Annotated in this window: 18 protein-coding genes; 14 read left to right on the top strand and 4 right to left on the bottom strand. The window is 55.4% G+C overall.

All coding sequences use genetic code 11. From position 1 onward, the window contains the following. On the top strand, positions 1 to 241 hold a 241-nt coding region (locus G453_RS0108820; RefSeq protein ID WP_027190768.1), incomplete at its 5' end, for an ATP-binding protein. Positions 242 to 1,028: 787 nt separating this feature from the next. Here the strand turns inward: G453_RS0108820 and G453_RS0108815 are convergent. The 4 genes from G453_RS0108815 to G453_RS23140 all read right to left on the bottom strand — a co-directional run bounded on the left by G453_RS0108815 (position 1,029) and on the right by G453_RS23140 (position 8,383). Further along, entirely contained in the window at positions 1,029 to 4,349 is a 3,321-nt protein-coding gene (locus G453_RS0108815; protein WP_156920858.1) for a hypothetical protein, read from the bottom strand. 271 nt (positions 4,350 to 4,620) lie between these two features. Continuing rightward, positions 4,621 to 5,199, bottom strand: coding sequence for a hypothetical protein (locus G453_RS0108810; protein ID WP_027190766.1), 579 nt, complete (start codon positions 5,197 to 5,199; stop codon positions 4,621 to 4,623). 264 nt (positions 5,200 to 5,463) lie between these two features. After that, positions 5,464 to 6,537 (bottom strand): tyrosine-type recombinase/integrase, encoded by a 1,074-nt coding sequence (locus G453_RS0108800; protein WP_027190764.1) that lies wholly within the window; start codon positions 6,535 to 6,537, stop codon positions 5,464 to 5,466. A gap of 424 nt (positions 6,538 to 6,961) precedes the next feature. After that, positions 6,962 to 8,383 (bottom strand): MltF family protein, encoded by a 1,422-nt coding sequence (locus tag G453_RS23140; protein WP_084502193.1) that lies wholly within the window; start codon positions 8,381 to 8,383, stop codon positions 6,962 to 6,964. 272 nt (positions 8,384 to 8,655) lie between these two features. Between G453_RS23140 and G453_RS0108790 the strand changes: the two genes are divergently transcribed. From G453_RS0108790 to G453_RS0108730, 13 genes are all read left to right on the top strand, one after another. Next, positions 8,656 to 11,694: a chemotaxis protein CheB gene (locus tag G453_RS0108790; protein WP_043645052.1), complete on the top strand. Its 3,039-nt coding sequence runs from the start codon at positions 8,656 to 8,658 to the stop codon at positions 11,692 to 11,694. After that, positions 11,691 to 13,481, top strand: a complete 1,791-nt coding sequence (locus tag G453_RS23135; RefSeq protein ID WP_084502192.1) for a PAS domain-containing sensor histidine kinase — start codon at positions 11,691 to 11,693, stop codon at positions 13,479 to 13,481. The genes G453_RS0108790 and G453_RS23135 overlap by 4 nt, the downstream gene beginning before the upstream one ends. A 202-nt stretch (positions 13,482 to 13,683) precedes the next feature. Beyond that, positions 13,684 to 14,943, top strand: coding sequence for a PAS domain-containing sensor histidine kinase (locus G453_RS23130; protein WP_051272083.1), 1,260 nt, complete (start codon positions 13,684 to 13,686; stop codon positions 14,941 to 14,943). Next, positions 14,936 to 15,940, top strand: coding sequence for a phosphotransferase (locus tag G453_RS0108775; RefSeq protein ID WP_027190762.1), 1,005 nt, complete (start codon positions 14,936 to 14,938; stop codon positions 15,938 to 15,940). The genes G453_RS23130 and G453_RS0108775 overlap by 8 nt, the downstream gene beginning before the upstream one ends. Then, a complete protein-coding gene (locus G453_RS0108770) occupies positions 15,937 to 16,680 on the top strand; it encodes an HAD family hydrolase (RefSeq protein ID WP_027190761.1) in 744 nt (247 codons plus the stop codon). The genes G453_RS0108775 and G453_RS0108770 overlap by 4 nt, the downstream gene beginning before the upstream one ends. 147 nt (positions 16,681 to 16,827) lie before the next feature. Continuing rightward, complete coding sequence (locus G453_RS0108765) at positions 16,828 to 18,252, top strand: sigma-54-dependent transcriptional regulator (RefSeq protein WP_027190760.1); 1,425 nt, start codon at positions 16,828 to 16,830, stop codon at positions 18,250 to 18,252. Between the two features lie 581 nt (positions 18,253 to 18,833). Next, entirely contained in the window at positions 18,834 to 19,109 is a 276-nt protein-coding gene (locus G453_RS0108760; protein ID WP_043645179.1) for a DUF883 family protein, read from the top strand. 1 nt (position 19,110) lies between these two features. Continuing rightward, positions 19,111 to 19,500: a phage holin family protein gene (locus tag G453_RS0108755; protein WP_051272080.1), complete on the top strand. Its 390-nt coding sequence runs from the start codon at positions 19,111 to 19,113 to the stop codon at positions 19,498 to 19,500. A 295-nt stretch (positions 19,501 to 19,795) separates the two neighbouring features. Then, positions 19,796 to 20,116, top strand: coding sequence for a BON domain-containing protein (locus G453_RS0108745; RefSeq protein WP_043645048.1), 321 nt, complete (start codon positions 19,796 to 19,798; stop codon positions 20,114 to 20,116). Between the two features lie 70 nt (positions 20,117 to 20,186). Continuing rightward, positions 20,187 to 20,615, top strand: a complete 429-nt coding sequence (locus G453_RS27870; RefSeq protein WP_156920857.1) for a hypothetical protein — start codon at positions 20,187 to 20,189, stop codon at positions 20,613 to 20,615. 324 nt (positions 20,616 to 20,939) lie between these two features. Then, positions 20,940 to 21,296, top strand: coding sequence for a hypothetical protein (locus tag G453_RS27865; protein ID WP_156920856.1), 357 nt, complete (start codon positions 20,940 to 20,942; stop codon positions 21,294 to 21,296). A 165-nt stretch (positions 21,297 to 21,461) separates the two neighbouring features. Continuing rightward, a complete protein-coding gene (locus G453_RS26190) occupies positions 21,462 to 21,743 on the top strand; it encodes a hypothetical protein (RefSeq protein ID WP_051272078.1) in 282 nt (93 codons plus the stop codon). A gap of 76 nt (positions 21,744 to 21,819) precedes the next feature. Beyond that, a complete protein-coding gene (locus tag G453_RS0108730) occupies positions 21,820 to 22,878 on the top strand; it encodes an OmpA family protein (RefSeq protein ID WP_027190754.1) in 1,059 nt (352 codons plus the stop codon). The last annotated feature ends 206 nt before the right edge of the window (positions 22,879 to 23,084 follow it).

Raw genomic sequence — 23,084 nt, 5'->3', positions numbered from 1 at the left:
GGATGAGGATTTCCATGATCTGATCGCGGAGCGGTACGAGCGGTGCCCGACGATCATCACCAGCAATCTGGACTTCTCCGAATGGGGAGAAGCCTTCAACAACAAGCTCTTGGGGGCCGCGACCCTGGATCGCTTGCGGCACGGAGCATACAAGGTGGTCCTCGAAGGTCGAAGTTTCCGAAGCTCCAGGGAAGAGGCCATGATCAAAAACTGCGTTGCCGGTGCAGGGGAAAACAACTAGATGTTTAACACGTCCGAAGCCCGGAAACGCTGATCCAAGTGGCTCCATTAGGGGCGGACATGGGTGGCTCCATTAGGGCGGTCAATGACATTATCCGACATTTGGGATTCTCGAAGGGGAGTCGGCGGAAGAACCCCGCCGAACCCCGCCGAAATTGTTCTTAAGAACAAAAAGGAGGTCGGCACTGGTGGACACCCTTGGAGCTGACCTCAGTAATCCTTATGACAGAGGTAAAAACGGCGATATGACGTCTTTGAACAATTCCAGCTAGTTATGACCCAGGAATTTACGGGGTAGTCGGGGGGATGTCAAAACTAACTATGAGATAGCTTTGAACAATTCCAGCTAGTTACGGCTTCGGGGTTGCCGTAGGTGCTATCCGGCTGCCCAAGTCAAACTAGGGCCGGGGCTTCCTACCTCCCCACTCTGGAGGGATGGTGAAGTTTGGTCATCGCAGGGCAACCTGAAGAATTCTTCAGTTCCAAATGGGTTATTTACGCAGTGGAAACGGGATTGGAGATGTCCAAGTTGGGCATCTCCTAGTCCGAGGCGTTCAGGACTGATTCCCTGGAACTCTTCGCTAATAGGTGAAAAGAAGAAGGCAACCCCGAACCCCCGAAATGGAGATTATGCGGAGTTGCCTTCTGTGGGTTGGGGGTCAAGGGGAAGGAATTCCCAATACTGACAGCCGGGGGAAGGGACAGAGTTATGAGGGAATATGTTTCTTAGCCCTATATATAAGAAGAAGATATATTAATAGGGGTAAGAAACATAAACCCCCACGGGGTTATTGTAAGAACACATCCCCCTTCCTCAGTTTTGGGAACACTCGTTTTAGGGCCTCATACTCCCCCAAGCCCTTCGGGCGTTTCCCACGTTTCCCCCCTCTCTCATGTTCGGGTAGTTGGGTCTGGGTCTTTAGCATATCCCGAACTTCCATCCACTGCTTCCTGTCCAGGGAAAAGACCTCTTCATTCTTCATACCCTGCTTGATGCTATCCGCCAATTCAGGTTCAAACATTTCCCAATCATCCCCCGAAAGCCCACCTTTGATATGGACATTCAGGGCCTTAGCAAACTCCATAGTCATACATTTGTAGAGGTTAGCCCAAGGGAGGAGCCTGTTCACGGCCTTGTGTTTCTCGCTTCCATCCCCCCGATGATCCCCCGGTACAGGTGCAGTTATGCTGGGGCATCCTATGAACTCTCCAAAGTTCCACGCTCTCGTACAACTTACCAGCACCTTACGAGACAGTGAACCCCGAACACGTTGAACTCCCTGGTACTGCTCATCAATCCCCCATTTGCGAGCTATGCCTTCCCGCTTTTCAGGGGGGATGTTTAACGCCTCGCACAAGTCAACCGTGCCATTCGGATTCAGTATGTAATCTCCAATGTGTATAACAGCTTCGTAAGCCTCATACTTGTTAATTCCACGGGAGTTACCACACCAGACAATACCCCACTCAATTCCCTTAAATTCCTCTTCCGCAGTCAATTCCCGAAAGTCTTTCACATTGTCCTTCAGGCAGAGCAAGACTATCTTTGTGGGATTCTCCATATTCAACCTGACCTGTTCCAAGGATGATCGGAGAAGCAGCCGCAAATACTCCCGCCCTTTCATGAGCAAGTTGCTCTTTGTTGTCACGGCGGGTATATGAATCATCGGGCCTTGCCAACGTACCTTTAGGCGGACTTCATTAACATCCCCGAACATAGCCCTGTACTCATCCAGACAACCAGACCCATCAAGGATGAACTTCACACACCCCGGCAACCTGTCTTTGACTTTATTCTCGAATATGTGAAAAGACACACTGCCATTTCCCTGAAGTTTTGCATATGCAGAACACCTATTTTCGCTGTCACCTATGCCGAAGGCTAGGCGTAGAAACTTCAAGGCTTGGGGGTTGATTCTGTTTTGCTGCAATACTATACTCAAGGTACTTTGGACTTTCTTGTTTGGATTCTCCAGAACCAAAGCCCACAAACTCACATACATCTTCAAATATTCGTATTCTTCCTCATCCAAGTTAATGAACTGAAGGAAGGACACGCCTTTGTGCTTATCTTCGAGGGTTTCAGGTGCATGTGTGGCATAGAAACGAGTTTCCATATGCATGGATTCAGTAATCCCACCAGCTTTATCACGCTCAAAGCGTTCGTGTTGACCGTTGGATAGCTCTTTGAACCTGAAGGCAATCTTGTCTGCAATAGCCCTAAGCTTTTCCCAATCAATACGCCTTCCAGTATCACAACCGATGTCCTCAAACTTCTTGTCCTCTTCTGAAAGAATCCATACATCTGCGCTAGAAATCAGGGGGTCAATGTGTGTGAAAATGCCATCTGATATACTGACTTGATTCTTCCATTTGTTCGAAGGATTAAGGCATCCAGTAATATCACTAACACGCATTTTCTGCTCTTGGTAAAACGCCTTCTTTGGGTCTTCGTCTATGAACCAGAGATCAACCCCTTTTACCAAGCGGGGCATGGTTGCCATATGGGCATGAGTCATTAAAATAACCCCATGCTCTTTCCCTTTCAATTTCCCAAACTGCTTGAAGTAGTCACAGTTACTTGTACGATCACAGTGAGAACACCTTAAAGCTCTACCATTCCACCCTTTGCTGTAGTCCTCATTGATTAGCGAATGGAGCACACAATTCTTGTCACCACGGCTACGAAGGATGAAAAGGAAATCATCTCTAACCCCTTCGACTCCTGACAGGGCCTCTCTGAATCGCACTTCCATTTCATCCCGCATGTCATTTGTCGGGACAGAGTACACAACCAGACCGCCAGAAGCCCCCACCTCAATGGCCTTAGCAATCCCACCGTGAGACTTGCCCGCGCCACAAGAAATGTTGATGAACCATGTTTCCAAAGAGTCCAGGGCGCGGCGTAGCTCTTCCCGGCACTCTTCCAAGCTGATGAACGGACACGCGGGGGGGATATGATCCGCCTCTGCTCTTCTCATTTCCCTAGGAGGGTTGTACGCCAAGCCCCATTCATGCGGCCAAAGGGGGGTATTTGCGCGGCACTCAGTATAGAAGCAACTGAGCCTCCCCAGAGAGTCAACAGCCGCGCCGGAAGTCATCTTCTTGTGGTCTGGACATTCGGGACATTCGGGAAGTCTCAAAATCTCCATGCCGTTAGCGGTTGTATGCTTCGTGAACACCCCGCACTTACGCTCTACAGCCTCTTCGAGACTGTCAGACACAGGGGGAAGGATGTGTGATCCCGGCTGTCTTTCTACCCTGCGACTCTGCTTCTTTCCTATCTCAGAGAACACATAACCAAGGTTGCCCAAGTCCCTAATGACCTCATGCCACCTGTCAGACGCAAAACGCCCATCAGGTAGAACTTGCCAGAGCTTTAGAAACAGCCTGTCGAGGTCTGGTTCAGCGTAGACAAGCCTCTCGTACTCCTCTGAACTCAAGTTCAAAACGTCTTCGGCCTTATCCAGCCAGGTAAAGCAGCGGGGGCGACCGTCTTTGAGCTTTGTCACGGCTCCCTCTTGTTCCTGATATCCTGTTCTCATCGCAAACCGCATGGGCATACGGTTTTTCAAAGGGCTTTTGTCTGTCCCTGGAAGCAGGATGTCAAAATCAGGACTTTTGAGCATCTGAGCAAACGAACTCTCATGGGAGGGATGCACTAAGTAGGGGAAGACGAAGCGGCCACCACTCCCAGACAACCCAATCTGTAAGCCTTCGGCAAGGCTTCTCTCTTTTAGCCAGAGGTAAAAGTTCTTCATGGCCTTGATGTTGTCGGTAAGCCCCGCATGGTGGGTTGCGAAGTCCTCAACATCGAACATGAGCCAGTAAGCCCCATTCCCACCGTCTAGGCGTACAGTGCTCGATAGCCACACTCCTTCGTCACCCTTTAGGAATCGGGAACGGTCTAGTCCGGGGATTCTTACCGTTTCAGGCGTACCCCAATCAGTATCAGGAGGAAAGTAGCTACTGCCAATACCGAGCAAGTAATAAGCTAGCTGCGTTTTTGTTTGATAATTCCAGTTCTCGCCACGACTTCCGATTATTCGTTTTGATACAAACTGAAAGCTGTTATCGTTGAGCGCAGGAAAAGAAGAGGTATCAGTCATACAGGACACCTCTAGTTTAGACTAATGATGCGGGTTTCGAGAAGGTAGGACACAAAAGATTGAAGCATAAGACTCCTCCAAGGCGTTAGGGTTAAGGGCTGGACACCTCCCTTGTAAAAAACTCTAGGCTGGCTGGGGGAAAACGAGACGGACCACCAGCACGGCCCACTATGTGAACCAACTGGCGGAATCCTATATTATGCAGGGGGAATAGTCAAGACCAAATGCAGCTATGGTGAACGTCAATTCCTAGGGTCTTTTTCAAAAGCTGTCAACCAAAAATATATAAAAATCTGAAATTGAACTTGAGAACAATTTTCCGCTGCTCCGCAAAACCCCGCAAAATGCTCTCTGATTCATCGTCCATATCGAGGGCTGCGGCTTCCTCAGCCTTACGCCTCTCCTCAGCCTCAATTCGCTTCTGTTCTGCCCGCTGCTTGCGCTCCTGCTCTGCTTGGGCTTTTTGTGCTGCCTCTTCTTTCAGACGATTGGCTTCGAGGCGGGCTGCTTCTGCCTTGGCTTTTTGACGCTCTCCTCTAGCACGTAGACGGGCAGTTTGGGCTTCTGTGAGTTCTTCACGAAGAACAATCATTGAACTGGCTACAGCCTCAAGAGACCACCCCTTTCCCAGAAATTTGGAAATTAGCGAGGCACTTACGCCCTCCTCCCTCCAAATAGCAAAGGTGTTAGAGGGTACGTCCTCAATTTTTAGCATCAGGTAACAACCTGATGCTTCCGAAGTAGACTCGTACTTATCCAGCAAGTCATTCAGGAAATTGGCTGCACTGAAAACGGCTTCGTTAATGGTGGCGGGCGTTGCTGACCAATCGGACATATTTTCAGCGGCCATCACTTCCGGGGCTTGGTTGTTCCGACCAGCTTCCCTTGAGCATTGTAAATCCGGCTTGAACCATCTGGGCGTTGTACACTCCTCCCCTCAAATTTGCCGTCCTTTGAATAGGCCCTTGTCTCGCCTTTGGGCCTCTCAACAGTGTAGCCCTTATATGAGCCATCCTTCCCGTAAATTCTGGAAGACTCGGCAGCATGGGCAACAGAGGCCAGAAGAAGTAGGAAAAAAACTGTCCGCATTTGCTGGCTCCTTTTGAACTCAAGATCAACCCAAGTCGGGAAGTCCGGCGATAGCTGCGACCTTATTCTTATCAATCACATGCTGGTAGGTGTTCAAGGTCAAAGTGGGGGTAGAGTGTCCCACCATCTGAGAAACCGACTTGAGATCACCACCAGCCCCAAGGGCAGAGGTAACGAAGTAATGCCTGAGATCATACGGGCGAAGTCTTCTCGTGATCCCGGCCTTCCTCTTGGTCGATTCCCAAGCGCGTTTAACGTGCGAGACGGGCTTACCTCTAAAGTGAATAATGAACTGGCCTTCCCCGTCTTGGGCTTTCCATGCCTTCAGCAATTCCAGTAAGCGGGGATGGATCGGGACTGAGCGAACTTTAAGCCCGCCCTTCTTTGCTGATTTTACGAATATAGCGTTTTGATTCCAGTCTATTTGGTCCCATTTGAGACAATATAACTCGATAGGTCCGGGGCGTATTCCTGTATATGAAGCAAGCGCAATAGCCCTCTTCAAATGCTCTGGCGCATGTTCTAGTAATGCTTTGGCCTCATCAAGAGAGGGGGGCATAATCAGATCAGCATCGCTTTTAAGCTTATCCCAGGGAATCAAGTTCTTAACATATCCGCGCTTAAAGGCATACTTCATAATTGCTACAACAATATCCATGCGTCTGTTTATTGAAGAGTTCTTGCTAGACTTCTTAAATATGCCTGTATCTATCAGCTTGCCACTTTCTTTGTCTTTGCGAAACACTTTCCTAGTAGGCTTTTGGTACTCGCTTACTATCTTCCAAAAGTGATTTTCATTCATATCTCTAACATGAACCCCGCCAATGATAGGAATTATCACGTCATTTAAGTAAAACATATCAGTAATAACACCGGGGGAAGATTCCCCCCGCTTTTGTAGGTATTCTATAGCCACCTGTTTGAACGTCAAATCAGACGCAATCGGTCTAGTCCGTCTGGTCGGATTAGTCTTCTTGTCGTAATTGAACTGAGCTTGAAATAGTTCTGCCTCTTCCTTATTTTTGAAGAGGTGCTTTTCGCTCTTGCCTTCGGGAAGGCGGACACTGACCACCCACTTGTTGCCATGCTGGTATGCCATGCCCGGACACTATGACTGAGGCACAGGGAGGTCAATGGTTTTGTGGCACAATACTGCCTAAAATAGCCCGGAAATGGCTATTTCCGTACCACAATTTAGCATCTAAGCCATTGAAATTATTGACTGGACCAAAGCGTTCGCAACGCTGAGGTCGTGAGTTCGATCCTCATCGCCTCCACCAAGAGAACAGGGGTCACAGTGAAAAACACTGTGACCCCTTTTTCATTTCCGACTCTGTTCCGGCTTAATCTCCAGGTCTCCCGACAATCGCTCGCATCACGAGCCCGGCTGAGATGGCGAAACATGGACGAGTGGCTGCCGCCATTGCTTGTGGCGTCCTCCATGCCTTACCTTTTTACCCATCACCCAATCGACTGCCTCATCGCGCGCCTTCTCATAAGCCCAGACACGGCGAATATCAGCATCACGTCTTCTCCATGGTCCGGTCGCGTTTTGCGCGGGCCTCCTCCTCGAGTTTGTAGGCCACGTAATACTTGAAGATATTGCGCACGTACCGCACGGGTTCCTGCCCCACCGTCTTGGCCACCACCAACTCCACGTTGTTGAACCAGACCGAGGGATCGAGCCCCTCTGCTTCCGCGCGCTTGCGGGCGCGGGCAATCCTGTCAGGCCCTGCGTTGTAGCTGGCGAAAGCGAACAAGGTCCGATTCGTCTCGTTGAACGGAGTGCTTTTGAAGTGCTCATCCATCATCCTGGCCACATATTTGGCTCCGCCATGGATGTTGGGCTCCACCTGGCGGATGTCGCCCACCCGGAGCTCCCTGCCCGTGGAGGGCATGATCTGCATTACGCCGATGGCTCCCATGGGGCTCCTGGCGTTCTGATCCAGCCCGGACTCCTGGTAGCCCTGGGCCATGAGCAACAAGCTGTCGAAACCGTATTGGCTCCCGTACTTCTTGAACAGGCCGACCAGCGACTCGAAGCGGCGCATATCCGCACCGTCGCGGGCGTTGCGCATCTTTTGGGCATCCCGCGCGAACTGCTCATAGATGGCCTTCTGGAGCCCCTTGCCGGTGGAGTGAGGGATGATCTCGTCAAGGACGGCCTTGAGTTTCGGGCTGTCCTTGCGGATGGCCCAGGCGATGACGCCGTCCGTGCGCACCACAAGGTCAGGACGCGGGGTAATGTGCGGCAGGAAGTCCTTCCAGAGGTTCACCAGCCGGTCGTCCTTGACAGTCACCTGGATCAGTCCCGCATTCAGCATGTCCAGCACGTCTTCGTCCTGGAGCTCGTCCGGCAACAGGACGATGTTCACGGGTTCCCTGCCTTCACGAGCAAAACGCTCGTTCAGGGTATCGAGGCTCTGCCGGTAGCTCGTGGCTGCCCTCACATGAACCTCCCGACCGGACAGATCGTCCAGGCTTCCAATCTGCGGAGCACCGGGTCCTGTTACCACGATCTCGTTCATGGAGTCCGTTACGGGCACGGTGAAATCGACTGATTCGAGCCGTTCCCCGGTCACGGTGATGTTCCCGGCGGCGATGTCCGCCCTGCCCTCAAGCAAAGAGGGCAGGAGCCTGTCGAAGGTCATGGGAGTGACGACCACCGACAGGAATCGTCTACGCGGCAGGTGCTTGACCAGGCGGCGCTCCAGTTCGCGGATGGCGTCTGCCGCCAGCCCGCACTGACGCCCCTTGTTGTAGAAGAATTGGGTACGGCTGAAAGGCACGGCCACGCGCAGGACTCGCCGCTCGAGGATCTCGTCGAAATCGCCGGTGTAGGTCCCGGTATCGGTTTTGAATCCCCCCTTGGCGGCCTGCGCGGGCATGCCGGAAAACGCCAGGACGAACGCCAGGACGGCTATGACACGACCAAGTCTTTTCATACGGCCCCCGGATGAAAGGAATCGGCACACCTGCGGACGCGAACAGGATCCTGGTTCCAATAGCAAAACCAATGGAGTGATGGCGAGAGGCAAAACGAAGGCCGCAGCCCGGCTATCACAAGAGGAAAGACATTAGGGTCACGTATTGTTTTACGATTATTATGTTGCCAGATTCCAACAGATGTGAGACTATTGAAAGATCACGATTCCCAGGCAGCCCGCTGACTTCGTGTGCAATCATCAATACATGGACCGGATTTGGAGTTATTTTCATGAGTAAGAAACGGGACCAGAAAATTCACACTACTAACAAAGAAAACGTCGTTCCCGCAGATGCGCAGAAAACTGCTTTGGCGGCCAACCCCAAGTCATCATTCCCGATAGTCGGCATTGGCGCCTCGGCAGGGGGTCTGGCCGCCTTCGAAGCGTTCTTCTCCGGCATGCCCGCCGACGCCGACCCCGGAATGGCCTTCGTCCTGGTGCAGCACCTGGCCCCGGACCACAACAGCATCCTCACGGACCTCGTGCGGCGTTACACCCGCATGCAGGTCTTCGAGGTCGAGGACGGGATGGCGGTGCAGCCCAACTGCGCCTACATCATCCCGCCCAATCATGACATGGCGTTCCTGAACGGAACGCTCCAACTGCTGGCTCCCGCCGCCCCACGCGGGCAGCGACTGCCCATAGACTTCTTCTTTCGCTCCCTGGCCCAGGACCAGCACGAGCGAGCCATCGGCGTGGTGCTCTCCGGCACGGGCAGCGACGGCACCCAGGGGGTTCGGGCCATCAAGGGCGAGGGCGGCATGATCATGGTCCAGAATCCGGAGTCCACGGAATACGACGGCATGCCGCGCAGCGCCATCGCCACGGGGTTGGTGGATTTCGAACTGCCCCCAGCCGAGATGCCCACGCAGATCATTTCCTACGTGGCCCACGCCTTCGGCAAGCCCCCGCACCCCGCCGCCGCCCCGCCCCACAAGGCGGAGAGCGCGCTGAAAAAGATTTTCGTCCTGCTGCGGGCCCAGACCGGGCACGATTTTTCCATGTACAAGCCAAGCACCATCCATCGCCGCATTGATCGGCGCATGGCTGTCCATCAGATTGAAACGCTGAACGATTACGTCAAATACCTCCAGCAGAATCCGGTTGAAGTGGAAGCGCTCTTTCGCGACCTGCTTATCGGAGTGACATCCTTCTTCCGTGATCCCGAAGCCTTCAAGGCGCTTGAGGAGCACGTGATCCCCAAGCTGTTCGCGGGAAAACCGGCCGGAGCCAGTGTCCGTGTCTGGTCGACTGGGTGCTCCACCGGGGAGGAGGCCTATTCCCTGGCCATCCTCCTTCAGGAACGCCTGGAGACGCTGAAGCAGAGTATCAATGTTCAGATCTTCGCCACGGACATCGACAGCATGGCCATCGCCACGGCCCGCGCCGGACTGTATCCGGCCAGCATCGCCGCCGACATCTCGCCCGAGCGCCTTGGACGCTTTTTCCTGGCCGAGTCCGACGGCAGCATGTACCGCATCCACAAAGGCATCCGGGACATGCTGGTATTTTCCGAGCACGACCTGGTCCGCGACCCGCCCTTCTCCAGGCTCGACCTCATCAGCTGCCGCAACCTCATGATCTACATGGGCGGCGAACTGCAGAAGAAGCTCATCCCCATCTTTCATTACGCGCTGAATCCGGGAGGCTTCATGTTCCTGGGGACCTCGGAAACCGTGGGGGAATTCGGGGACATGTTCGCGACGTTGGACCGCAAGCTGAAGCTGTACCAGCGCAAGGACGATATCCACGGCACACGTCGCACGGCCCTGGGCCACTTCCTCCCGTTCACGTCGATGGAAGGGAAAGCCAGCCAGACTTCCGGCAAGACGCCCGCAGCAGGGAAGCTGCCGCTGCGCGAGCTGACCGAACAGGCGATCCTCAACCAGATCACCCTGGCCGGCGTGCTTGTGAACGCCCAGGGAGTCATACTGTATCTTCATGGCCGCACGGGCATGTATCTGGAACCGGTTCCAGGCGAAGCAGGCGTGAACAACATCCTGAAGATGGCCAGGGAAGGCTTGCGGCGCGACCTGACCACTGCCCTGCACAAGGCCACAGTGACCAAGGAAACCGTCCGTTGCGAGGGGTTGCGCATCAAAACCAACGGCCACTTCACCATGGCCAACCTGATCGTCTGTCCGGTATTGACGAACATCAACTCGACGCTCGAGGACACCTTATTCCTGGTCATTCTGGAAGAAACGTCAAACGCAGACACCCCGGTCGCGACCGGAAGCGCTGTGCCACCCCTCGGGATTGATTGCGACGCAGATGCGAATGTCGACGCGCGCATCACGGCACTCAAGCAGGAACTGCGGGCCAAGGAGGAGTATCTCCAGACCACCAATGAGGAGCTGGAGACATCCAACGAGGAGCTCAAGTCCTCCAACGAAGAGATGCAGTCCATCAACGAGGAGCTGCAATCATCGAACGAGGAGCTGGAGACGTCCAAGGAAGAGCTGCAATCAGTCAACGAGGAGCTCGCCACAGTCAATGCGGAATTGCAGACCAAAGTCGCGGACCTGTCGCAGGCCAACAACGACATGAACAACCTGCTGGCAGGCACGGGCATCGCCACCATATTTGTGGACCATCAGTTGCGCATCCTCCGGTTCACCCCCGCAGCCACCCAGATCATAAACATGATCCTCTCGGACGTGGGGCGGCCCGTGCGCCACATCGTGTCCAACCTGGTCGGCTACGACAGCCTGGTCGCGGACGCGCAGGCGGTGCTGGACACCCTGACCCCGAAAGAGGTCGAAGTGGAGACGACGGAAGGCAAGTGGTACACCATGCGCATCCGCCCCTATCGCACCCTCGACAACGTGATCGAGGGAGCGGTGATCACATTCTTCGACATTACTGCGACAAAGAATGCACAGGAAATGCTGAAACGGGCCAACGAGCAGCTCCGGCTGGCCATCGTTGTCCGCGACGCACAGGACGCCATCCTCATGCTCGACCTGGACGGACGCATCATGGCCTGGAACGTATCCGCGCAGAAGATGTTCGGATGGAGCGAGGCCGAGGCGCTGTCCATGAACATCCGGGACATGCTGCCCGCTGAGCTGCGCGACCAGGAACTGGACAATCTCCTGAGTGTCGCCAAGGTCGATGCCCAGGCGCCCTACGCCACAAAACGAATGAACAAGGACGGACGAACTATCGATGTTTGGCTGACCGCCACGGCAATGCTCGACAATGCCGGGCGGGTCTACGCCATTGCGACCACCGAGCGGGCTGGCCTTGTGAGAGGTGACCCATGAACGCCTCACTGCGCCAACGGGCCGAAGAGCTTGCCAGGACGGGCAAAGCTCCGGGTGTCCCGGCGTTGTCACCCCAAGAGATGCAGGAGAAGCTCCACGAGCTTCTCGTGCATCAGATAGAACTGGAAATGCAGAACGAAGAGTTGCGCCAGGCCCAGGAAGATCTGGAAGCCGTGCGCGCCCGATACTTCGACCTCTACGACATGGCCCCCATCGGCTACGTCACCCTCAGCGAACAGGGCCTGATCCTCGAAGCCAACACCACCATCGCCACCATGCTGGGGTTGCAGCGCAGTCTGCTTGTCAACCAGCCCATCAGCCGGTTCATCTTCAAAGAGGACCAGGATCGCTATTACCGGCACCGCAAGCATCTCGTCGCATCAGGCGAGCCGCAGGCGTGCACCCAGCATGGATGCGAACTGAGACTCATGAACCAGGATGGAGTTGTATTCTGGGCGCAGATCGAAACGCAATCCGCCCAGGAAGCAGACGGGGAAATGGTGCAGCTCACCACGGTCAGCGACATCTCCGCGCGCAAACAGGCGGAACAGGAGATGATCAGGGCGCAAGAATACCTCGCCAACATCCTGAACTCCATGCCCTCCATCATGATCGGGATCGACCTCAATTGCGTGGTGACGCACTGGAACAAGGCAGCGGAAGACGCCGCCGGGATTCCCGCCCGGATTGCCCTTGGCCGCCCCCTGGAAGAAGCGTTCCCCAGGCTGGCCACCCAGATGGACACCATCAGGGCTGCGCTACGCGACAGGACCCCCCAGGACACGAAACGCGACGTGTTCATACGGAACGGCGTGAGGAGCTACCAGGACGTGACGATCTACCCCCTGATCACCGAGGACATTGTGGGAGCGGTGGTCCGGGTGGACGACGTCACCCGGCGGGTCCAGATTGATGAGATGATGGTGCAGTCCGAAAAGATGATGTCGGTGGGCGGCCTCGCCGCAGGCATGGCCCATGAGATCAACAATCCCTTGAGCGGTATTCTCCAGAGCGCGCAGGTGGTGATCTCCCACCTCCAGCCGGATGTACCGGCCAACAGGATCGCTGCCGAAGCGAGCGGATGCACCATGGACAGCATCCAGACCTACTTGAATAAACGACAGATTCCCGGGTTTATGGACGCCATATGCCAGTCCGGCGCACGAGCAGCCGCTATCGTTTCCAACATGCTGGAATTCTGCCGCAAGGGAGAAGTGCGCCACCTGGCTGTGGATATCAACGCCTTGCTGGACAAGGCAGTGGAGCTGTCCAGCTTCGACTATGACTTGAAAAGAAAGTTCGACTTCAAAAACATCCGCATCGTTCGAGAGTATGCTCCGGACCTGCCGGAAGTGTACTGCACCAGCGCCGAGATAGAGCAGGTGATCCTGAACCTGCTCAAGAACGCGGCCCAGGCCGTGGTGGATCGAAACAAGACGGAGGCCGACCCGACCATCACACTGCGAACCGCCCTCGAAGGCGGCCTGCTGCGCATCGAAGTGGAAGACAACGGCTCCGGCATGACCGACGCCGTGCGCAAAAGGGCCTTTGAACCGTTCTTTACCACCAAGGGCGTCGGAGAAGGCACCGGCCTGGGGCTCGCCGTTTCGTATTTCATCATCGTCACCAAGCACGGCGGCAGCGTCGATGTGCAGTCGCAGCCTGGAATTGGAACACGCTTCATTCTGCGCATCCCTCTTTCGCCGGACCAGACGAAAGCACCGGCGGATGCGGCGGCGAATTCTTCCGAAGACTCTGAATCCCTGACTGGCCTGCCTTCCGGGTAGGTCTTCGCCCTGCGAGCCTCCTTGTCCTGTTCACACTGAGCGCGGCATGAGGCAAGGGCATCCCGCCCCGGTTCCCCTAGGAGCGGTTATCCAGCCGGGGAAAGTTCAGACTCAGGGTGGTCGCCTGATACATGAGTTCAATACTGCAGAACACGTTGATTTTGACAGGACCAATTGCCTTGGCTGGTTCAGGAGACGAACAATGACCGACATGCTGCGCAATCGTGCGGAAAACAAGCTCAAGACAATCGAGACGGCAGCCGAGAATGCGATGTCTCCCGAAGAAATGCGCCAGACGCTGCATGAACTGCGCGTGCACCAGATTGAACTGGAGATGCAGAACGAAGAGCTGCGGCGGACGCAGGTGGAACTTGAAGCCATGCGTGCGAAATATTTCGACCTCTACGACCTGGCCCCCATCGGCTACGTGACCCTGAGCGAAAAAGGGATGTTCATTGAAACCAACGTCACCTTCGCGACCATGCTGGGCGTGCCTCGGGGAACACTCGCCAAGCAGCCCTTCAGCCGGTTCATCCACAAGGAAGACCAGGACATCTACTACAAGCACCACAGGCATCTCGCGGCCACGGGCATGCGCCAGGGATGCGAATTGCGGCTGATGAAGGCGGATGCGACCCCGTTCTGGGTGAAAATCGATGCGGTTCCCGTTGTCGAGGAAGGCAGCCCCACGGTGTACCGTGCCGTCATAAGCGACATATCCGTCCGCAAACATGCCGAACAACTCCAGGCGCACATCGAGGGCGTCATCCAGCACGACCTGCGCTCCCCGGCGTGCAACGCCGTGAACGTCGCCACGTTGCTGCTCGAGGCAGCCGGCCTGAGCGCCCAACAGCGCCAGCTTCTGGCCCTGTTGAACAACGCTGGCCGACAGATGCTGGACACGCTGGATCGCTCCCTGGACATGTACAGGATCGAAACCGGACAGTACCAGGAAGTGCCAAAGATATTCAATTGCCTCCCGGTCGTCCTCGAAATCGTCCAGAACCTGCGAAACGCTCCGCAGCACAGGAACACCGTCATGCAGGTGCTTCTGAACGGTGCCCCGCCGACCGAGGACGCGGGCTTCCCATGTTCCGGGCAGGTGGAACTTATGCGCGCATCCCTGTTCAACCTGATGAAGAACGCGGTGGAGGCGACGCCGAAGGGGGGCACGGTGGTCGTCAACCTGATATCCGCGAAGGATTGCCGCATCGAGATACGCAATCAGGGCGTGGTTCCCGTGCCCATCCGGGACCGATTCTTCGACAAGTACAGCACGGCTGGCAAATCCTATGGCACGGGACTCGGCACCTACTCGGCGAAGAAGATGATCGAGGCGCAGGGCGGCACGCTCGAAATGCGCACCTCCGACGAGTCGGACGAAACAGTCCTCACGATTCATCTCCCGGAGTGCGCGCACCTTGCAGGCCGGAATCTGGGGCCGGGGGATAGCAATGTTTGACAGGTATATGGGACATCTTGACCATCGTGACCCTTTGCATGACTACCTGAAGGATCACATCGTTCCACAGCTTGGAGTCGGGTCCGCAGGGGTGGAGTTCCGCGTTTTTCAGTCAGCATGTTCCCGCAATGTCTATCTTTATGAAGAAAAACACAGCGGGGTACGCCTGGTCGGGAAATTCTACCCGCCCAAAAGCCCCTCCCAGCAGATGAAAACCGGGGAAATCGAGTTCGGCAACCTGGTCTACCTGCGCGGGCTGGGGTTCGATTCCGCGCCTCATTACGTAGTCAGGCCACTCGGCTTCAACCCCGCCATAAACAACGTCCTGATCATGGAGTTCCTGGAGGGCGGCCTGCTTGGGACGATCATCAACGAAGCCATCCATCAGCGCAAGCGCGAACGGCTCTTTCGCAAGCTGTCAGCCTTGGGACATTTCCTCGCCTCCCTGCACAATCGTACGGCGGGAGACTGGGGGGTCAACTTCGACCACAGTCACGCCTACATGGGGCGGCTCATCGGATCGCTCACGTCAAAACGAGGCATGGGGCGCGACCACTCGGACGAACTCTACCACCTGCGCGAGGCATGGCGCGGCCAGGGCATCATGTGGCAAGACCAGGGCGTGCTGGTTCATGGCGACGCCACGCCATCCAACTTTCTGTTCGGACCTGGCCATACCGTGCTGGCCATCGACCTGGAACGCATGCAATGGGCCGACAGGACTTTCGACCTGGGCAGGCTCTGCGGCGAACTGGCCCACTTCTTCTACCAAGCCATGGGGGACCCCGGTGACGCCGAGCCCTTCATTGGACATTTCCTTTGGGAGTACTGTCGCCATTTACCGGACCCCATGAGCGCATTCGGGTCAATCACAAGACGCATCCCCTTTTACATGGGCATCACCCTGCTCCGCATCGCCCGCAATTCGTGGATTGACCATCACTACCGCTGGCAACTTGTGCAGAAAGCCAAAGTGATTCTGAGGGAGCTGCCATGAACATCAAGGCTGTTTTGTTTGATATCAACGGCACACTCATCGATATCCAGACCGACGAAGGCAATGAGGAGGTCTACCGCGGCATCAGCCATTTTCTGACCTACCAGGGCATTCAAACGAGCCGTTGGGAGGTCCGCGACGAATACTACCAACTGCTGGACGCCCAGCGCAAAGCTGGTGGACAGACATTTCCAGAATTTGACGCGGTCGAACTGTGGCGCGAATACCTGCTCCGCAGACCTGAGGCCTGCCAAGCCCTGCCCCCGGAGAAACTGAAGTGGATGCCACTGTTTCTCGCCGAAATGTACCGGGGCATCTCCCGTTACCGGTTGCAACTCTACCCTGAAGTGGGAATCATACTCAACGAACTGTCTCAGCGGTACAAGCTTGCCGCATTGTCCGACGCGCAGAGCGCCTGGGCACTGCCGGAAATGCGGGCTGTGGGCATCGCAGACTATTTCAGCCCCATCATCGTCTCCGGAGACCTGGGATACAGGAAACCTGACAGCAGGATATTTCAATCAGCACTCGATGGGCTCGATCTTCCTGCAGAAAATGTCCTCTTCGTGGGCAACGACATGTACCGGGACATTTATGGCGCCAACAGTTTCGGCATGAAGACTGTCTTTTTTTCGTCCAATCAGGGAAGGAAAAAGTACAGCGGGGCAGAGCCTGACTACATCATCTATCAGTTTGCCGAACTGCGCCGAGCTATCGCGTTTTTTGAATCTCAAAATTAGCATGGAAACATAACGTACACTTCCCGAATGAAGCTGTGACCGCACACATGCTACCGGGCACGTTGCGGGACCATGCGCATCAAAACAACTCAACGCACCTGGGTGAATCCCGAGGCAGCCACACCCGGTTGAAGACAAGGAAGCAGCATGGCCAGGATTCTTATAGTTGACGATGACGAGATCACCCGCGTGGTGCTTTCGGACATCATTGGGGCGGAAGGGCACGACGTGTATGCCGAACCCTCCCTGGTCCAGGGACTCAAAAGGGCCGCGGCAATCCCCATCGACCTCGTGTTTCTAGACGTCTTCCTCCCAGACGGCAACGGTCTGGAATCCCTTGTGAAATTCACGAACCTCCCCTCCAACCCCCTGGTAATCATCATCACCAGCGCGGGCGATCCGAACGGAGCGGAACTGGCCATCCGCAACGGAGCCTGGGACTACGTCGAAAAGCCGTTTTCACCGCAGGAACTCCAACTCTCCATCCGCCAAGCCACGGCGTTCAGGGAGAAAAAGAGCGACACGCTGCCCGTGGATCGCAGCCGGATTGTGGGGTCGAGCCCCCAGTTGCTGCAATGCATACAGGAAATGTCCAGGGCGGCTCGAAGCAACGTGAGCGTTCTGTTTTACGGAGAAACGGGCGTCGGCAAGGACCTCTTCGTCAGGGCCCTGCACGAGAACTGTTCCGTGGCGAACGGACCGTTCGTGATCGTGGACTGCGCGTCTCTCCAGCCCAACATCGCAGGAAGCGAGCTCTTCGGACACAAGAAGGGATCGTTCACCAGCGCGGTGTCCGCAAACCAGGGACTTATCCAGCAGGCGCACGGCGGCACCCTCTTCCTGGACGAAATAAGCGAACTCGACCTTGAAACGCAAAAACTCCTGCTGCGCGTCCTGGAAACCCACAGGTATCGCCCCCTCGGGGAACATCACGAGGTGTTCAGCGATTTCCGCTTCGTGTGCGCCAGCAACAGGGATCTTGAAGCCATGGTCGGTGCGGGCCAGTTCCGGGAAGACCTCTTTTTCCGAATCCGGGAGGTGACAATCCGCCTTCCTCCCCTGCGGGAGCGGCTCTCCGACCTGCCTGAGCTCGTGGCGTTCTTTCTGGCGGAAGCATGCCGGAGCAACAATCTGGCCACGAAAACCGTCTCCCCGGAACTCATGCGCATGTTCCGCACATATGCCTGGCCCGGAAACGTGCGCGAACTGTCCCACCTGATCCGGGCGCTGGTCTCGTCCGCCCAAACCGACGACGTCCTCATGCCCTGGCACCTGCCGCTGGAGATGCGCGCGCTCCTCATCCGGTCCACCCTGAAGGGTACTGCGGCCTCGCAGGAGTTGTCCCTCAAGCCCGCAAGCGATACCATCGACATGAGCTGGAAGTCCTTCCGCACGGAATCATTGGACAAGATCGAACAGATCTATTTCCGGTCTCTGGTTGACTCCTATGCAGGCAATATATCCAAAATAATGTCCGTATCGGAATTGAGCCCGGCGCAATTATATCGGTTGCTGAAAAAACACGGCCTTACATCCCGCTCCAAAAGCCACGCCCCGCAAAACGACTTGTAAGCACGCAACCCGAAAATCCTGCCTGACCTGGCGGCCTGGCTTCACGCACATGCTTGAAGCCCGACCGCGCATCCCATTTTTCTGCCAAAACAATACACCAAGCCTTCCACGATTCTCTTCCCATGAGAATTTCTTCCTCGCGGATTCTTCCGGCATGAGAAAATTCCCATTGCGTGATTCCAGGCACTATTATCGACAGGTATTACAGCACATTGCGAAAACGACCGTGCGGCACACTTATTGTATATTAACAAATTATTAAATGTAGTTATTGGAAACTGCGCACCAAACAAAACTACAAACATGGCATGAATGTGAATAGCTTGCCATGCAACATAATGCAGTGTTTCTTCCGAAGAAGCACCCAAAATGGAAACAGCCATACATGGGCAAAAATTATTACAACCAACGCAAACCAAAACAATGTTGCCTAAAACAATGAAAAAAAATCTTATCGACACGTGAACATGAACAATATTCGACACAGTAAATTGAGCTCTTGCAACAGGGAAGCTCACGTCGACACTTCCAGAGCGTCGAAACCAAGGAGAATGCACAAAATGGCAACCGGACAGAACAATATGAAACTGATGGAAAAAGAAATGCACAACATGATGGAGCACGCTCAGGCGCTGATTGACGCGACCTCCGACGAGGTGGACGACCACATCAAATCGGCCCGTTCGGCTCTCCGGGAGCGGCTGGAATCAGCCCGCAAGGAATACGGCGAGATCGAAGGGAAGGTCCTGGCCAAGGCTCAGAGCGCCGATGCCTTCATCCACGAGAAACCATACTACGCCATTGGCGGCAGCTTCATCGTCGGCCTGCTCTTTGGCTGGGCCTTGTCCAGGAAGTAGCGTGAACCTGTTGCCACCCGGCATCTCCAGGCTCGCGCAAGCCGCCGGCAGGCTCGGCTGGACTTCAGTGCAAATCCTGGAAGATCGCCTGGAGCTGCTGTCCCTGGAATTGCGCGAGGCAAAGATCAGGTTCGTGCAGGCATTGGTGCTGGCCTGCCTCGGGGTGGCCTGCTTCATGTTCGGGATCGGCTTGATGGTCCTGGGATGCCTGTTCGCCCTGCCGGACGAGTGGAAGCTTCTCGGATTCGCGGCAGCGGCCATGATCAGCCTTCTGGGCGCAGGTGCAGCCTTCATGACACTGATCCGGCGAACGTCAAGCAAGCCCATGGCGTTCAGCCAGAGCCTGGCGGAACTAAAGAAGGACAGGTCATGTTTCTCGACAAGGAACTAAAGCGAATCCAGGAGAGCAAGGATCGCCTGGCCACATGCAGCGAGTTCCGCCGACACCTTGTCCAACTCGACATCAAAGGGGCCTGGAACATGGGACGAAGCACCTTCTCCAGCCTGACTCTCGGCCTGGCCCTGGCGGAACAAATACTGGATCTGTATCACAAGTACAAGCGCAACAAGAAATAAATAATGGACCCGTCAGCACAACAACACCATACAGTCCAAACAATGCACTCCAACTTAAAACACCATCAACACATAACAACACAAACACAAATCAAAACAGGAGACAAGACATGAGACTAGCAATGAATACTTCACTCGTATTGGCCATGTTCATCCTTGTTATTTCGCTCGGATGCGCATCCACCAGGACGCAAGAGGGGACCGGGGAGTATATCGACGACTCTGCCATCACGGCAAAAGTCAAAACAGCAATTCTCCAGGAACCGACTCTTTCATCTGCCGAGATAAACGTTGAAACATTCAAGGGCGTGGTCCAGTTGAGCGGGTTTGTAGGCTCAAGCGCGGAGATCAGGAGAGCTGTCGAGGTTTCACGCCGGGTAAGCGGGGTAAAGGCCGTCCGCAACGACATGCGCGTCAAGGGACAACAATAGGGAGCAGTATCTCAGCACAAGGCGGCGATCCATGCGGTTGCCGCAACCGCCCCCAAAAAAGGACGTCGAAATGAAACTCATCATCTTCACCATGGCGACACTGGCCTGCCTGAGCACCCTGGCCTTCGCCGCAGGCCCCAATTCCTACCAGTGCATCCGCCCCGACGGCACGGTCGTATGCACTGTCAACGTCCCACCGGGCGGCGACCCGAGCGTTGCCTGCAACCATGACTGCGTGGACTGCAACATGACCTGCGCGGCCAGACAACTCGTCATTCGAGACGGGAACGAGCGGATATATAATCCAGGAGCTCCTGCGGCAACTCCGCCAAGCCAGACGGGGCGAAGCGGCGTCGAAACACCTGAATATTGCAAGCAGCAGTACAGGAATTGTGAAAACACATGTCGCAGCAATCCGCGCAACAGAACACAGGTCGATATCGATGCCTGCACGTCGAGTTGCTACAGCGCCTTCTCTGGGTGTGGCAAGGCGCAATAACCGCAGCAAACAGGCCTGGGATCCTTATCACCAGTGAGGAACTCCAGCCTACCGTCGTTTGCCTGCAAACATGAAGAATAGGACGCGAGGACAATCATGCAAGAATCAAGAATTCACAGAACGATGTTGTTGTGTTTCGCGGCCATCCTGGCTGTAAGCGCAACGTATGGCTGCGCCAAGAAAAGAACGCCCCCGGAACCGACCGAGGCAACCACCACACGTGTCAATGAGAGGGCTGTCATCGTCCATCGAGGAGATGACGGGTCCAGAAGATACTACCGCGACAACAACGGGAAGCTTTACTATGTCGATACGGCCGGATCCGTGCACACCATAGACAGAAGCCCCGTGGTGCAGCAGGGTCCAGCAGGACTCTACTACATCATTGATGACGACAACGTCAGCTATTCAACAGATGACCGTGGCCGGTTGTACTACAGGGACAACTCCAACAGGACCGTCTACATAGACGACAGCAGCGCCGGCAGGGTCATAGACCCCCTGCCCATCATGCGCGGCGATTCGTATCCCAGAATCGAGCAGGTGCGCAGCCTGAGCTACTGCAACGAATCATGGAGAAAATGCACTTCCCGCTGCGATGACGACCCGGGCCTGGGAAGCAAGCGGAACTGCCTGGAAAACTGCGACTTCCAAAGAGAGCAGTGCCTCCAGCCCTACTGATTCCGCGTGGGCCTCGCGCACATGCCGACCGGAGCATGAGCGGACGCGACACCAACCGCTTATGCTCCGATTTCAAACGCAACACTCCAACCACCCTCTGCTCACCACGCAGAGCGGCACACCTGGGTGGGGTATTTTCATAACAAACCAAACAAGGAGCTCTCAATGAGAATCTTTAAAACAATCACCTGCTCACTCTCACTGCTTGCAGCTCTGAGCCTGTACATCGCTCCAGCAATGGCGATGTCCAACTCCAGCACGGTAATCGCTGGTTTCACGGACCTCCCGCTGCGCAATTGCCAGGGAACCTATTGTGGCGAACTGAAAAAGCTTGGCCTCGGCCAGGAGATGAGGGTTATTTTCAACGACACAGGCGGAGGCTGGTCCTATGTCGAAGTCGTGCAGACCGGAGAGAAGGGATGGGTGTGCAATGCCAACGTGTTTTAAGCCATCAATCTAGCTTGCCGCCGACAGCGTCAGGAGTGCTTCTCACAACGCATCACCCGAAAACCAAGAGGTTTATATGACCAATACCAGTACCAGACAAATGCGCGTCATTCCCGCACTGCTGGCCATCGCCTTGCTTGTCACGGCGATTCCCGCCGCAGCGGCAAAGCTTGTGCCCTCAGTCGACAACTTCATTCTCTTCCTGGATCATTCCAGCTCGATGAAGTTCTTCTACAAGGGCGTGCGGATCGTCGACCTTGGCGGACAATCCAAGATCGTTCTGGCCAAATCCGCCATGGTGGAATTCAACAACCTCGTCCCGGACCTGGGCTACAAGAGCGGCGTGTACACCTTCGCCCCCTTCAGGCAGTACGCAGGCATGGCCCCGTACAGCCGGGCAAATGTGGCCAACGCCATCGACCCCATCAGCATCGATTACGAAACCTATGGCCGCGTAACCCCCATGGGTCCCGGCTTGCAGGAACTCGACAAGGTGCTCGGCAACCTGTCCGGCAGGACCGCGGTCGTCCTGTTCTCGGACGGCGACGAAAACCTGGGCATCGATGCCGTGGTCGAAGCCAAGCGCCTTCAGGCCAAGTACGGCGACAAGCTGTGCTTCATGGTGGTCAGCTTCGCCGACAGCAAGCACGGCGAGAGCGTCCTGAAGCAGATCGCCGCCCTGTCCAGGTGCTCGTGCTTCGTGAAGGGTGAAGACTTCCTTCGCGACCAGGCCGCGCGCCTGAACTTCATGAGATGCGGCCTGTACCAGGAACTGTCCGACATGGGCAGCGAGACCGTGGTCTTCCGCTCCATCTACTTCGACTTCGACAAGTACAACATCAAGCCCGAATTCATCCCGGTGCTTGATGAAGGCGTCGCCATGAGCAAGTCCAAGTCCAACATGGACGTCGTCCTCGAAGGCCACACCGACTCCGTCGGCTCGGACAGCTACAACCAGGCCTTGTCCAACCGCCGCGCCAACTCGGTGAAGTCCTACTTCGTGAAGAAGGGCGTCGAAGCGGGCCGCATCACGGCCATCGGATACGGCGAGTCCCAGCCGCGCGCCGACAATGCAACCGCTGAAGGCCGCAAGCTGAACCGTCGCGTGGAGATCAAGTTCAAGCCCGTGCAATAAAACTCAACAAATCTGATTCCAGCCAGGCAGGGACCAACAACCCCTGCCTGGCGCATTGAAAACCTGGCATGCACACTCCAACATCAATAATCACGACTTATACATCACCTATTATGATTATTTCTGAAATAAACCTGGACACAACCCTCTCATAAACAGACAATGCAGGGTATTTCCCTAAAGACAACAATACTTATTCACCCATC

Source organism: Fundidesulfovibrio putealis DSM 16056 (genome assembly GCF_000429325.1).
Classification (GTDB): Bacteria; Desulfobacterota; Desulfovibrionia; order Desulfovibrionales; family Desulfovibrionaceae; genus Fundidesulfovibrio; species Fundidesulfovibrio putealis.
Note: the sequence above shows the minus strand (reverse complement) of the source record. Positions and strands in the feature narration are given on the sequence as shown.

Bases quoted from the DNA above. Each gene is read 5' to 3' on its own strand.
- G453_RS23135 (WP_084502192.1), top strand. From the start codon at position 11,691: ATGAACGCCTCACTGCGCCAACGGGCCGAAGAGCTTGCCAGGACGGGC.
- G453_RS23130 (WP_051272083.1), top strand. From the start codon at position 13,684: ATGACCGACATGCTGCGCAATCGTGCGGAAAACAAGCTCAAGACAATC.
- G453_RS0108800 (WP_027190764.1), bottom strand. From the start codon at position 6,537: ATGGCATACCAGCATGGCAACAAGTGGGTGGTCAGTGTCCGCCTTCCC.
- G453_RS27870 (WP_156920857.1), top strand. From the start codon at position 20,187: ATGAAACTCATCATCTTCACCATGGCGACACTGGCCTGCCTGAGCACC.
- G453_RS0108765 (WP_027190760.1), top strand. From the start codon at position 16,828: ATGGCCAGGATTCTTATAGTTGACGATGACGAGATCACCCGCGTGGTG.
- G453_RS0108810 (WP_027190766.1), bottom strand. From the start codon at position 5,199: ATGGCCGCTGAAAATATGTCCGATTGGTCAGCAACGCCCGCCACCATT.
- G453_RS23140 (WP_084502193.1), bottom strand. From the start codon at position 8,383: ATGAAAAGACTTGGTCGTGTCATAGCCGTCCTGGCGTTCGTCCTGGCG.
- G453_RS0108770 (WP_027190761.1), top strand. From the start codon at position 15,937: ATGAACATCAAGGCTGTTTTGTTTGATATCAACGGCACACTCATCGAT.
- G453_RS0108815 (WP_156920858.1), bottom strand. From the start codon at position 4,349: ATGACTGATACCTCTTCTTTTCCTGCGCTCAACGATAACAGCTTTCAG.
- G453_RS0108775 (WP_027190762.1), top strand. From the start codon at position 14,936: ATGTTTGACAGGTATATGGGACATCTTGACCATCGTGACCCTTTGCAT.
- G453_RS26190 (WP_051272078.1), top strand. From the start codon at position 21,462: ATGAGAATCTTTAAAACAATCACCTGCTCACTCTCACTGCTTGCAGCT.
- G453_RS0108760 (WP_043645179.1), top strand. From the start codon at position 18,834: ATGAAACTGATGGAAAAAGAAATGCACAACATGATGGAGCACGCTCAG.
- G453_RS0108790 (WP_043645052.1), top strand. From the start codon at position 8,656: ATGAGTAAGAAACGGGACCAGAAAATTCACACTACTAACAAAGAAAAC.
- G453_RS0108730 (WP_027190754.1), top strand. From the start codon at position 21,820: ATGACCAATACCAGTACCAGACAAATGCGCGTCATTCCCGCACTGCTG.
- G453_RS0108745 (WP_043645048.1), top strand. From the start codon at position 19,796: ATGAGACTAGCAATGAATACTTCACTCGTATTGGCCATGTTCATCCTT.